The organism is Gardnerella sp. DNF00476 (genome assembly GCF_049262735.1).
GTDB lineage: Bacteria > Actinomycetota > Actinomycetes > Actinomycetales > Bifidobacteriaceae > Bifidobacterium > Bifidobacterium vaginale.
Map to the genome: position 1 here is coordinate 457736 of NZ_CP058401.1, position 15253 is coordinate 472988.

13 protein-coding genes are annotated in these 15253 nt (G+C 34.1%); 1 reads left to right on the forward strand and 12 read right to left on the reverse strand.

Annotated features, from left to right (window positions below):
* Window positions 1-100: 100 nt before the first annotated feature.
* From HXT25_RS01740 to HXT25_RS01750, 3 genes are all read right to left on the reverse strand, one after another.
* A complete protein-coding gene (locus tag HXT25_RS01740) occupies window positions 101-1123 on the reverse strand; it encodes a linear amide C-N hydrolase (protein ID WP_075038664.1) in 1023 nt (340 codons plus the stop codon).
* A gap of 46 nt (window positions 1124-1169) precedes the next feature.
* A complete protein-coding gene (locus HXT25_RS01745; protein ID WP_004114440.1) occupies window positions 1170-2141 on the reverse strand; it encodes a DMT family transporter in 972 nt (323 codons plus the stop codon).
* A gap of 65 nt (window positions 2142-2206) precedes the next feature.
* The gene (locus HXT25_RS01750; protein WP_032840907.1) at window positions 2207-2950 is read right to left on the reverse strand and encodes a glutamine amidotransferase; all 744 of its coding nucleotides are present in this window, start codon (window positions 2948-2950) and stop codon (window positions 2207-2209) included.
* A 275-nt stretch (window positions 2951-3225) separates the two neighbouring features.
* On the opposite strand from HXT25_RS01750, the gene HXT25_RS01755 reads away from it, so the two are divergent.
* Complete coding sequence (locus HXT25_RS01755) at window positions 3226-4212, forward strand: LacI family DNA-binding transcriptional regulator (RefSeq protein WP_020759436.1); 987 nt, start codon at window positions 3226-3228, stop codon at window positions 4210-4212.
* A 183-nt stretch (window positions 4213-4395) separates the two neighbouring features.
* On the opposite strand, the gene HXT25_RS01760 is transcribed toward HXT25_RS01755, so the two are convergent.
* The 9 genes from HXT25_RS01760 to HXT25_RS01800 all read right to left on the reverse strand — a co-directional run bounded on the left by HXT25_RS01760 (window position 4396) and on the right by HXT25_RS01800 (window position 15233).
* Window positions 4396-5448, reverse strand: coding sequence for an RES family NAD+ phosphorylase (locus HXT25_RS01760; RefSeq protein ID WP_020759435.1), 1053 nt, complete (start codon window positions 5446-5448; stop codon window positions 4396-4398).
* Window positions 5449-5495: 47 nt separating this feature from the next.
* The gene (locus HXT25_RS01765; RefSeq protein WP_004114436.1) at window positions 5496-6452 is read right to left on the reverse strand and encodes a sce7725 family protein; all 957 of its coding nucleotides are present in this window, start codon (window positions 6450-6452) and stop codon (window positions 5496-5498) included.
* A 3-nt stretch (window positions 6453-6455) separates the two neighbouring features.
* Window positions 6456-7307 (reverse strand): sce7726 family protein, encoded by an 852-nt coding sequence (locus HXT25_RS01770; RefSeq protein WP_422118622.1) that lies wholly within the window; start codon window positions 7305-7307, stop codon window positions 6456-6458.
* A 675-nt stretch (window positions 7308-7982) separates the two neighbouring features.
* Window positions 7983-8975 carry a hypothetical protein gene (locus HXT25_RS01775; protein ID WP_020759550.1) on the reverse strand — a complete coding sequence of 331 codons (993 nt, stop codon included), beginning with the start codon at window positions 8973-8975 and terminating at the stop codon, window positions 7983-7985.
* A 170-nt stretch (window positions 8976-9145) separates the two neighbouring features.
* Complete coding sequence (locus tag HXT25_RS01780) at window positions 9146-10420, reverse strand: hypothetical protein (protein WP_422118623.1); 1275 nt, start codon at window positions 10418-10420, stop codon at window positions 9146-9148.
* Window positions 10421-10909: 489 nt separating this feature from the next.
* Window positions 10910-11464 (reverse strand): SIS domain-containing protein, encoded by a 555-nt coding sequence (locus tag HXT25_RS01785; protein ID WP_009993566.1) that lies wholly within the window; start codon window positions 11462-11464, stop codon window positions 10910-10912.
* Window positions 11465-11527: 63 nt separating this feature from the next.
* Complete coding sequence (locus tag HXT25_RS01790; protein ID WP_004114428.1) at window positions 11528-12403, reverse strand: ABC transporter permease; 876 nt, start codon at window positions 12401-12403, stop codon at window positions 11528-11530.
* Between the two features lie 233 nt (window positions 12404-12636).
* Window positions 12637-13575 carry an ABC transporter permease gene (locus tag HXT25_RS01795; protein ID WP_422118624.1) on the reverse strand — a complete coding sequence of 313 codons (939 nt, stop codon included), beginning with the start codon at window positions 13573-13575 and terminating at the stop codon, window positions 12637-12639.
* Window positions 13576-13661: 86 nt separating this feature from the next.
* The gene (locus HXT25_RS01800) at window positions 13662-15233 is read right to left on the reverse strand and encodes a sugar ABC transporter ATP-binding protein (RefSeq protein ID WP_162860825.1); all 1572 of its coding nucleotides are present in this window, start codon (window positions 15231-15233) and stop codon (window positions 13662-13664) included.
* Window positions 15234-15253 lie beyond the last annotated feature (20 nt).

Consider the following 15253-nt stretch of genomic DNA (forward strand, 5'->3'; position numbering starts at 1 on the left):
ACACAATTATATTAAAAACTTAAATTAATACAACAATACAAGGGTGCGCATGCTATGCATATTTGTTACGCAAAAGCATGCACACCCAACTTATTTCTAATTACAATTCTTCTTCAAATGGTTCATATGTCTGTTTCAAAACAAAATCAAAATATCTTACATGATCCCATTCGTCAGGATTACCAAAATGTAATACTTTCAAATTGTGATTATCATACGAAAATGCGTATAAATCTTTATTACTTATATCATATGCAGACGTATATTGAGTCCATGGAACCAACATCTCATCATCTACCGATATTCGTAGAACTCCCTTAGGGGTGTTCTCCATTGACAACAACTGAAATACTTCATTAATCGCATTCCCGTCATCAACTGGCATAGACATTAATTTTGCATAAGCCGCTCTCAAAAATCGACTTTCTGGTTTATAGTCGCTAGGTATATCGAGTAATCCACTTATGTTCTCATCCAATCCTACATTATTCACAGCTTCATTGTTGTCATAAAGATATTTGCGATTGGTAGAACGTTCAAGATGAGCCTTCAAATTATTAAGATGCCAGTCAAAGGTCGGAGCATTTGTAAATACACCAACTGTATTTTCAAATATTTTAAAACCATTAGAAATAGAAGGTTCTACAACTATAGATCTCCCTGTTTCGTCGGAAAAAACAGCATGTTGCGGAACAGACATCCCCATCATTGGACCAGGTTCATTAACTATTCCTAAATCCGAATTGAGTGAATTAATGATCTCATCGAGAGAACGATACTGAGTTAATATCCATGTAACTAATTCTTCTCCACGAAGCGCAATTTTATTAGAATCATCAATTTCTTTCTTACTCACATATCGGAAGAAGTGATCGAAATAGAAAGACCCACCGCATATTCCGTATTCATTTATTCCATCTAAAATAACAGGGTTCTTATGCACATCTTTAGCCCAAGCAACACCCATTACTGCACATTTAGTAATAAATGGTGTATAGGTTGATTCTATAGAGGTACCAGACGGTATCTTCATACCAGCATATTCAAACTCTTGTTCAAAATCTTGGGTTCTTCCCCAATATGAATTTCCTTGTTTGCTTCTTATTCCAATTCCAGTACACATTGTTATTACTCCTTTATAATAACTAACTGAAAATAAAAATTTTTTATCAATTGACTTGTGAGACTAATTCATCCTGATCATTACGAGCAGAAGGTATTGCAGCTATAACAGCACCTACTAGTGCTACAACTGTTCCAATAAGTGTAATAACGTATACTTTTGCACCTAACGCCGGAACAAGCCAGTCGATCAACACAGACCCAAGTAATTGTCCAGCCGTCGAAGCTAGTCCTAGAAGAAGTAGACCTAATCCTCTCACCAATAAAGCCATTAAGGCTATAGACAATAATCCAAGCGGACCACCTAAGTACATCCACCAAGTCAATGGAAGATGGAAAGAAGTCTGACCTGTAGCGATTCTAACAATAAGAGCAATTGCTAGTACGGAAAAACCTACTATAAAGTTCCAAGTTATAGAAACTAACATAGAACCAGTTTCATTAGCCACTGCCGAATTACCAGCAGGTTGCCATCCCGCTAAAAGACCAGCAGCAAATGGTAGAACAGCTAGAAATACAACTGACGGAGCATGCCAGCTTGGTGAAACAACCATAATAGTTGCAACAATTGCAAGAATTGCACCAGATATACGAGGTAAATTAAACGGTTGCTTTGTATCTACACCTATTCCAAATCTATCGCATAATAATCCAGACAAAACCATTCCGCAGATTAAGGTTGTCTGGAATGTTGCAACACCAAGTACAGATGCAGATGCTCCTTCAGAAAAAACAACCATAGCTCCACATAATCCAGCTAGCCAACTCCACCAAGGTATATTATTAGAGCGAATTTTCGAAGGAATTGAAGCAAATTGTTGTCTTGTAGACGCTCGAGAGAGAATTATGATAAACATAACAACAAGTCCAGAACCGAATGATACTACTGCGCAAGCATTGCCATCAGCTAATTCTTTTCCCAATTGTCCATTCACAGCAGATTGCATTGGAGAAAGCATACCAGCCAATACCGTTCCAATGAACAATAAAGGAACCATATAACGTTGTTTACTATTCATAATGATTATCTCCTTTCATATAATTCTTCACTCTTATAGTGAATAATAATTTTAATTTGCAATTATTAAATTTCTTTAGAAAGCCACTTGACACAATTAGAAAATAGTTGACCATATCCACTCCATTGCATAAACGCTTCCGGAGCCCAATGAGGAGCTATATCTGATGCAAAAGCAATACTTCTGCCTTTATCTACCTCATTAACAATGAGCAAAGGATTATCATCAACTTTCATGAGAATATTAGAACTTTCTTTAGCTAAAAGCTTTTGATATCCAAGAAGAATTGGAATAGGACTCAAATCATTCACAATTGTATGATTGGATACTATTTTAGGAATTACACCTTGAGGTTTTTCAGCTCTATCATCAAATGGACTTATTTCAACAGGAAGCACATCTTCAATAGATGTACCATGATAATGAGCTTTACCTTCAAATCCAGCAAAGGAAAGATATCCACCTGCCATCATCAGTCCATGACCTTCACGAACCCATTTAGCTAATAAATCTAAACGATTTACGCATCTTTTTCCTTCACCAAATACCCTATTAGGTAGTAAAAATGAATTACTTCCTATATCTGAAAGTATCACAACATCGTATTTGTTTAATTCATCCATTGTCCATGGAAAGTTTTCTGGAACATCATGAGCTTTTAGATGTGTAACATCGTGACCAAACTTTCTAAGAGCATCAAGAAATTCCACGCAACCAATTTCTAATTTAGTGGATGTAAATTCATCAAAACCTTTATATTCTGTAGTAGATGAAATCCAAGATTCTCCAGCTAGTAAAACTTTTGTCATATAAACAGCTCCTTTGCTTTGAATAAATAAAAACATCTCTACTTTGTAAATCTCACACATTAAGGATGTTCTTATAAAAAATAATAAATCTTTTGCGCAAATAAAACAAACACAAAAAACGCTAAAAATATGGGCTAAAAGGGCTTCATTGCTAGAATACTATAATATTTTTGCGCAAATTTTTCTATTGTAAAAGTTTTTGCGCAATAGTAGCATTAACAGTATTAAATTACTTATTAAGCTATTGATTTTTCAATAAAACTTATGGAGTCTATATGTCAATTGTTCAAGTGGCTAGAAGAGCAAATGTATCTACATCTACCGTATCGAGATATTTGCATGGTACGTTAAACGTAGAAGACTCTACAGCACAAAGAATTGACGAGGCTGCACATTTCTATAAATACACAACTAAAATAAACTCAAAGACAACTTACAAAGCACTGGCGCTTGTTATTCCTGGATTAAATAACCCATTTTATAGTGAACTATGTCAACAAATATCCATGGCAGCAGATGGTTTAGGATATACATTAAATATTAAAATATCGCAAGGAAATCCAATAAAAGAAAGAAATATTGTTGAATCCATAATTAAAGAGCAAAAGTATATTGGACTTATATACGCTGGATTAAATAACAATAATATAGCTTTGCGTAAAGTAATACCTTCTGGAATGAATGCCGTTCTAATAGATGAGCAAATGAATGATGAAAAATTATCTAATATATCAACAGTAACTGTTGACAATTACTCTGGAGCATACCAAGCTGTCTGTTATTTACTTTCCCTGGGGCATAAGAGAATAGCCTACGTGTCAGGACCAGATGGATTAAGCACAACCTCAGACAGAAAACATGGCTATTTATCCGCTTTATCAAATAGCAAAATATTATACGATGATTCCTTAATATTTTCTGGTCCATATACTGAGGAATTTGGAGAAAGTATATTCCCATACATAGTAAGTAACCCAGATCCACCAACCGCAATATTCTGTAGCTCAGATATTTCAGCACTAGGGTTACTTGGAGCAGCTGAAAGATATGGATTAAAGATACCAGATGATTTATCTGTAATAGGCTGCGATGGAATTCATATTGGCAAATGGGCGCATCCTAGCTTAACAACATTGCAGCAACCATTTGAAGCTATTGCTAAATCTACTTTAGAATTAATAAGTTTTAATGGAGAAACAAAACATATTCAATTACCATTAACGTTAACTATTAGAAATTCTACTTGCAGAATAAAAAGTTAGATTAGTTTTGAAATGCATTATGCATTTCAAAACTAATCTAATTGTACTATCACATGTTATTGATATTTAAAAACAACTACTTACAGACAACCAATATTCGCTAAAGCAATACCAAAGGCACATGTAAAAGTTAACGCTATATTTAGTATGCCAAAAACTTTTAGCCACATGCATTAATATATCTCACACTAAACTATAAGAATACGAAATATTTTTTATATCATATACCCTCGTTCCACAGCACTCTAATTTTCCAGAATCGAAAACAGCTAAATTTTTACCTTTCCCACGCATAACACTCGCATACTCTATTCCGTCATATCCTTGACTTTTAATATAGTCACTAATATATTGCGTCGGAATATAATCGAGTTCATTATTGTTTCTAACGGGTTTAGAAATTTCTTCAGCGATTTTCTTTAAATGCTCGATATTAATTGCATACTGCGTATAATCAATAGTGTTTATGAATGGACTAATTTTATCAATCTTTTCCAGGTCTATAACTTTGATGTTGCTCTTAAGCTTAAAACGTCCAACTGTAACATAATCATATTTTCCTGCACGAATCTCATACAATGTTGTTTTCATCGAATCAGAAAGATATAGAACACCAATACCAATCGGATTAACCCTACCACCTTTTGCCTTATGGTTTGGCGGCTCACCCATATCAGAAGGAGAATAACCTTGCTCATCAGAACATATTCTTGACCTGTAAAAAACCTCACCTGCAGCATATTCGCTTACAGCATATTCCAGAAACGTAGCTAACTTATCTATGCTAATACATGAACTATGGAATCGGTTTTTAGTTTTAATATCTTTTACAAAGTCATCCCAATGCAAATTCTTTAAAATAGAATTTTCATCCAAATAAGTATCATCTTTGAATTGCAGCACACCAACTGGCTCATCGAACAATTCTGGATGACTCTTATATTTTTTCGCACATATCGCAGTAACAAGATCATAGATCTTATCTGCTGTTAAGTTAAAAATAGGCCATTTATCATGAAGAATATTTTTAATAAGTCCTATCTTATCTTTAGGAAAATTAGAAGGTAAAAGAGACGCAGGAGTATAAATATCTAACAATCCATTAAAATTATCCTCAATAGGACCACCTTTAGTCGTGTCATATACATAAACACCTTTTTTACCGCAAAAATCACAATCGCCAGTTTCGCGATTTTTAATATTGCAATTATCATCATCCTTCTTACCATCTATCATTGGCTTTATTTCAGTATCAGTGAAACAATTACTGCAACATAACATACTTATTTCACCTCATTCAAATACAAATCCATCAATTCCAGATGATGCATAAGAGATAATTTTTTGACAGTTCCAAGCCCAGGATAAGTTCCATTATTATAATGATTCAATAAATTCTTAAAGCCAGTAGTCATAACAGCGTACTGTGGATTAGACACATACCATTCATGCAATTTTGATACAGCCTCATAAAACTTACCAGCAATATTTGTAATATCCTCATTCGATTTGGAAACAAAATGTCTAATTCGTAGATTTTTATTAGAATCAAAATATACTAAATGAATCGCAACCGCATATGGAGCAAATCCAACCTCATTATAATCTCTTCCAACTATCGAATAATCAGAAAATCCCTCAAATTTTTCATCCTTATAATATAAGTGATCATCTGAGAAAAACTCATCAACTTTATCAGCATAATCCGCATTCCTAGATTGTTTTTTAAACTTGTCATCAAGAAGAACTCTATTTGATTGCACTCTTCTTCTAAATGTTCCTTCATCTGGTATTAGAACATATCTAGGTGTGACTTTATCAAATTCTTCTCTGTATAGATCTAAATAGTCTTGATCAATGTTTATAACAATCAACTGAGACTTATCTATTCCATTCTTTTCGCAAGAATCAATAAAATTTCTTGCATCATTTTTCAATATGATTGATTTTATAACATGGTTATTTTTATATTTTTCTAAAGCATATTTAATATAATCAACTTCTTCAGTTTTTTCTTTGGAATAATTAAAATCGTTTACAAATGTGCCAACATCTGGATTAAGTATTATAGCTATATCATGATTAGCTTTTACAAATGCATCAACAGTACTTGCAAAAGTTGAATTCATCTTAACAGGCTCTACAACAGGAATTATATTGTTACCAAGTTTATCGTTGGTTACGAGTTCTCGTAAAGCCAGTAATTCATATTGACGCCCACGAAGATATGGGAAATACATAATCTATCCTCCATACTTTTTGCTTAAGAAACAGTCTATTTTTTGCCAATCGCATTTTGACGGAAAAGAAAAATATATTAGAGACTTTAACTCGTAAGGAACGTTATTAAAATCATGCATTTCTATTATCTTATTCCGCTTTTTTAGTTGTTTTAATGTCATTTTATAAGCTATATCTATAGGAATTTTTTGGAACCAATCCAAACATTCTTTGTAATAAAATACTTGCTGAACATTAGGCAATTCATTAAAGTATTTCTCTAGTATATTCTCGAACTCACTCTTACGAAGAACCTTAAAAATATCAACATGATTAAGCTTTGAATTATCTTCAACAGGTTCTTTACGCATTTTTTCACTTATGGTATTTTGCTTAGTAAGTACATAAATTCCAACTGGTGTGTTCCTGAGAATTTTAAGAGCGTTATCATATTTATCTTCAGACGTAACAACACAAACATGATTGAAAGCCTTGAAATAATCATCAAGTTGTCTTCTTAAACGTCCAAATGTGTCTAGCCCAGTTTTTATTTCATACACAACGGCTTTACCATTAATCAAGATAAAATCTGCCTTTGATTTACCAATAGGGATTTGCGTCAAAGCAGTTGTAGTATTTATACTGTGCTTACCAAGTAAAAGTTTATTCAACAAAGTATTTTGATAGAAATATTCATTTCTATACGATTTTGACATAAACTTATAAATTTCAGCAATAAGCGTGTAATTATTCTTATTTTCAGTATTATCAATAAAATATTTAATTACTGTATTGTATGTTTTACTATTGTTTTTCAACATGTTAAAGAAGACACTACGAGTAAAGAAGCGGTTCAATATAATGGTCTTATTCATACTTACCAACACTCCTTTCCTGTATTACGCCTAACACATATCGCATAAACAAGTAAACACATATTGTTCATCTATTACACATAAATATCCTCAATATTAGAACAATACACACTCACCTAAAAACAAAAAGGTAAATTAATACCTATTATGCTTTCTTGAACTATTTTATCTCAGGTACGGCTATACGCACAAATGCCGAAATATAGATTATGCAATGATCTTGTAGGAAAAATGCGATTGCAATCATAGCAAGCATTTTTATTCATGTTGGTTGTTTATTCAACGGCTTATTCGACTACAAAACCAAGAACACTTCCCCACATTTGTTTATCAAACCACCACATCCGACTACAAACACGGGCAAAAATAAACGAACGCGGGCTAGCGTAATCAACAACGTAAATTTAAAACAAAGGATTACGAGTATAGTACTCTTTCAAAGAACTATATGCACTTCTCTTTTAATATAAGAGATTATATTGCGTCCGCTAAAACAACCACTTTCTATTAGAACACATGCTTAAAATAAGCAATGTAAATTTAATTTATAAATCTACATTGCTTATTCTGTATGCGCACTATGTCTTATGCACACTTCTTCAAGTCTTATTAACAATAAGATATGACTCATAATTGCCCATAATAACAACACATAAATACAGTATTAGCATTGCACTATTTTACATTTTTGCTCTTTTTAAACTTACAGATGTATCTATGGTTTCGGTAAGTATGAATTTTATGTTTAATACTTTTTTCATAATCTAGATGTTTTTCTATAAATTTCTTTATTGATTTTTTACACATGAAAAATATTAGGCATGTTATAGCGTAAAAAATTAGAAAAATAATTATTAAAAATAATCCATTCCATGCACATGAATGAATATCAACACCTTTTAAAAAGTTTTTATTTTTTCCGTCATAATAATTTTTATATAAGGAATTTAGGCATACCATTGATAAAACAATCAATACTTGAGATAGAAGAATCAATACCTTAACTTTAATTAATTTATATTTATTTTCTTCTGTGTCTTTTATATTTAATTTAAATATTTTCTTAGCCAAAACACTCAAATTTTCAAAGCTAACTAAAACTGTAAAAAGTCCTATTAAGACGGTAGTGAAGTAAGAAATATAATTATTGAATATTCCTCTACTACTAAAAATAATCCCTAGAATTATAGGCAAAAAGGATATCGGTATTATATATTTTGTATTTTCTTTCAAAACAAGTTGAAAAGATCTATATATAAAAGAACATGTTATTGCAAAATAAATGGCAACAACTAATATAGCAAGAACACATTTCAAAATAGGAATACATTTGATACTACTATTCAATATACTTACATAAGTATTGGAATATGTATACATACTAAAAAATATATACGTGAGAAAACTAATTATAAAACCAATTATATAGTGCTTTCCTAAGAATAAATTTATAATAAAAGCCACTGTTAATGATATGATTGTAGCACACTCACAAACAGAAAGATCAGAAAAACAAGTCGCTACTATCACAGCACAAAAAATTATAGCGGACACAATACTTACTGCTTTGCGTTCCTTAAAATAATCGGTAATTTTCTTAATAATATTCTTATGCAAATCATTCTTATTAGACGAATATGAAGTATCGTTTACGGTTTTATTAAACATAGGCAGCGTCGCCTCGATTCAATGAGTAATTTATTTAGATATGAAAATGGGGGCTGAGAGAACCCAGCCCCCGAGTGGCTTAGTAAAACCAAACCACTGGAAGTTGCAACTTACTCAGCTCTACCGCAAGAGCATACGCTCTTAGTTTAGTAAAGCCAAGTAGGTAGTGCTTAGTGACGCATCTTGCGAACAGCAGCACCCATACCAGCAAGCATAGAAGCAGCCAAAGCAGTCAAAGCAACACCAACACCAGCATTACCAAGCTTCTCGCCAGACTTACCATGACCATTGCCACCCTTAGCAGCAAGCTCACCCTTAGCAGCAGCCTTACCAGCAGCAGCTGGAGCAGCAGCCTGCTGAGCAGCCTTACCAAGCTTGCCACTAGCAGCATCATTCATAGCCTTAGCAGCACCTGGAACATCCTCAAAATTAGGAGCCAAAGGATCAGAAGTCACAACAGGAGGAAGCTGAGAAGCCTCAACACCGAAAGTCACCGCATCGTTATAGCAAGCCTTGTACTCAGCCAAAGCAGCATTATACTTAGCAGTAGAAGCAACAGCCTTAGCCTTAGCCTCAGCATAATCCTTATTAGCCTTAGCAGTCTCAGCAACAGCAAAAACAACCTTAGCCTGAGCACGATCTACAGCATCAGCAAGACGCTGAGCCAAAGCAGAATCATTCTTAGCAGAAACATTATAAGCTTCCAAAGCATCCTGAGCAGCTACCTTACCAGCCAAAGTAGCCTTAGCCTTCTCATACTCAGCATAATCCTTAGTATAAGCAGCAAAAGCATCATCAAGATGCAACTTAGCAGTCTTCACAGCCTCAACAGCCTTAGCCTTATCAGCAGCCTTCACATGAACATGCTTTGCTTCACCTGGCTTAGTTGGCTGTGAAGTTGTAGTTTTACCACCAACGAGTTTAGCAAGCTCTTCCTTCAAAGCCTTAAGATTAGCAACATCCTGAGTATAACCAGAATTATATGCCGCTACCTTTCCCTTGGCTTCATCAAACGCAGTCTTAGCCTCGTTATATGCAGTCTTCGCAGCCTCAAGTGCCTCACTTAAGCCCTTACCGCTCTGATTCTTTTCAGCTCCGTAAGCCTTATCAGTATCTTCGCTGTCGAAGTCATCAGTCGTCTTTTTATCATTGCCTTGCTTTGCTTTATACGCCTTAAATCCAGCGTCATAAGCGCCATAAGCAGCAGTAAGAGCCTTATCAGTCTCTTCAAACTTAGTCTTAGCCTGATCATATTTGTTCAGAACTTCCTCAGATGGCTTAAGATTGTTATTCTTCATCTTTGTCTCAAGAAGAGCAATAGACGTCTTAAGATCTGCAATCTTAGCATCAGTATCAGCATCAGCCATTGCAGGGGTTGCCATTGCGAAGCCGGCAAGCAAAGTAGCGCCAGCAGCGAAAGCGGCGACAGCCTTCTTATTCATCATTTTAATTTCCTTTCTTCTTCTCCTCCGTGCTAGGAACACGAAAAAGAATTTGCCTTATGCGGTTTCCCGCGTAGCACCAGTTGAACTAGGGATTCACTGGTTGCTGATTCAAAAGATACAACATGCTTTAACAAAAATCAACCAAAACATTCAGCTTACATTCAGGTTTGTTTTGAAGTTTTTCTGAAAATTCACAATAATATAACCAATAAAGCGTAAAAATTACGATTAATCATATTTAAAAACAGAAAAATATCCAAGACACGCCGTATATAGAATTTTTTTAAGATTCTTTCAGGTTTTTTTAAGGTTTGCATTTAATTGGCGTGTCGTCTGTACCTGCCGACAAACTTTTGCAATCATTTTCTGCAAAATAAAACATGTACACAATCAAACAACAAAACGGCATGAAGCTTATGCAAAAGCACAAACTCCATGCCGCACTATAGGAGAAAACTACGGGCACATACTTATACTGTCCACCATAAATCACTCGTAGTTTCGATGACGATAAGACATATCCTCATACGTAATTGATTCACTGCTATGAATAGCATATATAACAGAATCAAGAAATATCCAAGATGCCGTCTCCCACAATGTTCCCATTGGGTGAATCGTAGGAACCAAATCCCCCTTCCCCTTATAAACAGAAGCAGGTATAAAAATAGTTAAATCAGAAAGTTTAGCTGCACTACTATCTGGAACACCAGTAACACATATCAATGTTGCTCCACTTTCTTTTGCCAATCTTGCAACAGTCAACAAATGCTCAATCTCACCAGATCCACAAGTAAAGAAGAAAACATCTCCCTTAGAAATAGATGGTGCTGTGTCATCCCAAATCCAATGACTAGAATACCCAAGATGCATTAATCTCATACAAAATGCCCTACATGTAAGACCTTCACGACCTACACCAGCACAAACTATTCGTCTAGCAAATTTAATTTTTTCTATTACTTCATCAATTGATGAATAGTTCATAACATCAAAAGTTTGATGCAACTCATTTAAAATAGATTCTACATCTTTAGAATTCATAAAAACTCCTTTGTTTTAATAATTTCCCTAATAATTCAATAACATAATTACATGTTATTAATACTATTTTTTAGAAATATTATTATCTTTATTATCATGTGATGATTTGCAATTTACAGATGTTTTATACTCCAAAAGCCTATTGACAATCATCACAAAAATAAGAGCCGCTCCCCATGTAAGATTTTTAATAAATGGAGAAAAGTTTAATATAGTAAAACCAGTTTGCAAAACTTGAAGCATAATGACTGAAAGGAAAAGATTGGCAAACTTGCCTCTACCGCCAAATGGATCAAATCCAGCAAGAACTACAACCAACAACGCCTGAAGCAAATATGTTCCACCAAAACCAACTCTAGCTGAATTCACCCTAGCAACCATAACAAGAGCTGCAATAGCAACAAATAAACCAGAAATTGCATAAGTTATAATAATAGTTCTATTAACTCTATGCCCTGAGAACAGAGAAGCTACAGGATTTGAACCATAGAAATATAGTTCTCGACCATATCTAGTATGAGAGGCAACCCATCCAGTAATCGCATAACTAATTATTCCAATCAAAAACACGGTAGGAATACCAGCTACAGATGATATTCCAAACATAGAATAATCAATCACAGATACTCCTATAGATGAGCCATTGGTAGCAGCTGTTGCAATGCCTGCAAATAAAAGTTGCGTGCCTAATGTAGCAACAATAGGATTCACTCCAGCCATGCTAACTAAACACCCATTAATAACACCACATACAATTGCGGAAAGAAGACCAAGTACAACAGCGATAACTATAGATAAGATTGGCGAACCAATTCTACCCAATTCAGATCCCGACAATATCCATGCAATAACTATTGCAGCAACGTTCATATTCGCAACTACAGATAAATCAATGCCACCAGTTAATACAACAAGTCCCATAGCTAAAGCAAGAAACATAAACTCACCTATTTGGAAACCCATTGATTGTAAAGTACCCCAGTTATATAAAGTATCGCCTAATAAAATATAAAATATAAGACAAACTAATATAACAGAACAATAAAGAACCTTACTAGAACGCTCAATATTTGACCATACACGTTTAATATTCGATAAATTGAATATATTTAATCCAGCCAATAAATGATTTAACATAATTTAACCAATCAATCTTAAATTTATTTCAAATTTCAGCCAAGAAAGGACATATTCTTACGATTACGCAATTTCTCTCCATAGTAAATCGCAACTACTGCAGCAATCATCACTCCGCCAATAAATAGATTGTTCCACGATGACTTCAATCCCAAAAAGACAAGAGTATTATTAAGTAATTGCGTTAAAGCAACGCCAAGAAAAGTGCCAAATAATGTACCATATCCGCCAGTAATTCTAGTTCCCCCTATAACTACTGCAGCAATAACAGTTAACTCTGTACCCATAATGCTTGTTGGGTCAACAAACTTTAAATTGGCAAATGAAATAATTGCCATTATTGCAGCTAAAACACCCATAAGAGGATAAATGAATAGTTTTATACCAAGAACTGGCAGACCAGCACGTCTTGCAAACTCCTCCGAATTACCTATAGCGTAAATACTGTGTCCCAAAGAAGTATGATTCATAATAAACCATACAAATATGTAGACAAATATAGATATTAGGAAGAATATAGAAATACCATTTTGCTGACCATTCACTGTGAAGGAAACAATATTACATCTTCCAAATTCTAATAAAGAAGATGGCATCTTACTGATAGTAACTGGTTTAGTTCCAACCGTAGTTGTCATTAACCCGTAAAAAATAGAAGATGTTCCCAAGGTAACTATAAATGTTGGTAATTCAAGCCAATGAATTAAAAGTGCGTTTATAGCTCCTAGAATTGCTCCTATAACAGCAGCAATAATAAGAATAACTAAGATTGAGTTTATCTTAGCGTTAACAGCAAATACAACTGATGTATATCCAGACATAATAGCTACAGCTGGAAAAGATACATCAATACCTCCAGCAATCATAATAACGTATACTCCTGCAGCAAGTATCGCCATTGTTGCACCATTACGCGTCAAATCTGCAAGAGTTCCCAATGTAAAGAAGTGCTTATTCACAACAGAAACAGTCATGGCATACAAAATTATTATTGTGAGCAATGTCTTTTCCATAGAATTTGGTCGTTTTACATTAGGCAACAATGATCTTAATTTTGGGATCACAACGCACCTCCATTTTGAACAAAAGAAACAGCTTTGTCTGAAGAAGATATAAAACTTTCATTGGATTTATGAGAATTATCTCTATCTGTAGATTCCCTGAAAATCTTAGAAAATCCAGGTTCTAATTCATCACCAGTTATTTGAGTAGAAACTTTTCCTTGTTTAAAAATGTAAATTTTATTGCAAACAGCAAGGAGCTCTTCTTCCTCATCAGATATAACTATAACCGATATGCCTTTCTCAGCTAGTCTGCGTATGATCTGATAAATTTGAGATTTAGATCCAACATCAACACCAACGGTTGGAGAATCTAATATCAACAGCTTTGGGTTAGTTGCAACCCACTTACCTAAAAGAACTTTTTGTTGGTTACCTCCAGATAAAGATTTAGCTAACAAACTGAGATCATGTGTATTAACTTGCAAATCATTGAGGATTTCATCCCCAACTATTTTTTCTTCATTTTGATTTACAATTCCAAAACAGTTAGATATCCTACTCAAAATTGCAGAAGCACAATTACTTAAAAGATTACTATCTTGGAAAAGACCTTGCTTATACCTATCTTCAGGAACTAAAGCGATACCTCTTTCTATAGCATCACGAGGATTATTTATATCAACAATTTTTCCATTAATCTTCACAGAACCACTAGTTATATGATTAAGTCCAAATAGAGCAAGTGCTGTTTCTGTTCTGCCAGAACCAAGCAATCCACTAAATCCAACTACTTCACCAGGATTTACACTCAAAGTAACGCCATTAACTCTAGAAGCTTTTACATCTTCCATATTTAATGTTGGAACAACTTCCTTGTTCATGTCATAATTATTAGGAATACCGAATTGAACATCATGACCAATCATAAGAGAAGATAATTTTCTAGGATTTAAGTCCTTTGCATTATAAGTTCCAACTAATTCACCAGATCTAAATACTGTGATTCTATCTGCAACAGAAAAAACTTCATCAAGCTTATGCGATATAAAGACTACAGAAACTCCATTCAATTGTAGATTTTCTATAGTCTTCAATAATTCTTCAACTTCTGAATAAGTAAGAGCAGTAGTAGGTTCATCCATAAAAATAACTTTTGCATTAAGCACTAATGCTCTCGCAATAGCTACCTGCTGACGAGCAGCCATTGATAAATTCTCTACTCTTTCATAACAATTAATATTAGCTCCTATACGTTCGAGTGCTTCTTTTGCAACCTTATCAGCCAAAGAATTATTTATAAAAAATCTGCGGTGATGGACTTGCTCTGGCAAACAAATATTATCCTTTACCGTCATCGTGTTAAACAATGATAAATCCTGATGAATAACAGCTATACCGAGATCGATTGCTTGTCTAGCAGTTAAAGCAGAGTAATTCTTACCATCAACTTCAATACTTCCAGAATCAGGTCGCAAAACTCCGGATAAAATCTTAACTATCGTTGATTTACCGCATCCATTGCCACCAGCTAAGCAGTGAACTTCACCACTAGAAATATCAAAATTAATATTTTTTAAAGCATGCACTCCACCAAAACTTTTAAAAATATTCATTGCCTTTAGACGCATGTCCATCACCTTTATTCTTG